The following is a 713-nucleotide window of genomic DNA, read 5'->3' on the forward strand; positions in this document are numbered from 1 at the left end:
CTGGATGGCAGCACCGGCAACGACACCTACCTGTTCGGCCGCGGTTCGGGCAAGGACACGATCAACTCGTACGACACCACGGCCGGCAAGCTCGACGTGGTGCAACTCGGTGCCGGCATCACGCCCGCGGACGTGCTGCTCACCCGCTCGGGCGACGAGCTCGTGCTGTCGATCGTGGGCAGTTCCGACAGCCTGCGTGTGCAGAACCAATTCAATGCGACCAACTACTACCGCATCGAGCAGATCCGCTTCGCCGACGGCACCACCTGGGACACGGCGGCGATCGATGCGGCGGTCACCACCGGCACATCAGGCAATGACGCCTTGACCGGCTACGCCCCGATGCCCTGGCCGGCGGCGCCGGCGACGATGTGCTCTACGGCCGTACCGGCAACGACACGCTCGATGGCGGCAGCGGCGAAGACAACCTCGGAGGTGATGACGGCGACGACCTGCTGATCGGAGGGGCCCAGGCCGACACTCTCTATGGTGGCAACGGCAACGACACCCTGGACGGTGGCAGCGGCAACGACACCCTGCGGGGCGACGCCGGCAACGACACGCTGGACGGCGGTGCGGGCAACGACACGCTGGATGGCAGCACCGGCAACGACACCTACCTGTTCGGCCGCGGTTCGGGCAAGGACACGATCAACTCGTACGACACCACGGCCGGCAAGCTCGACGTGGTGCAACTCGGTGCCGGCATCACG

At 67.2% G+C, this 713-nt stretch carries 2 protein-coding genes; both read left to right on the forward strand.

The window, feature by feature from the left end; genetic code table 11:
- Positions 1 to 459 (forward strand): calcium-binding protein (locus E8D38_RS28125; protein WP_181179607.1); only part of this gene is annotated, 459 nt, incomplete at its 5' end.
- The coding region (locus E8D38_RS28130; RefSeq protein WP_140637660.1) for a calcium-binding protein at positions 372 to 713 on the forward strand (342 nt) is incomplete at its 3' end. The genes E8D38_RS28125 and E8D38_RS28130, both read left to right, overlap by 88 nt.

It is taken from the genome of Methylibium rhizosphaerae, from assembly GCF_006386545.1.
Lineage (GTDB): Bacteria > Pseudomonadota > Gammaproteobacteria > Burkholderiales > Burkholderiaceae_C > Pseudorivibacter > Pseudorivibacter rhizosphaerae.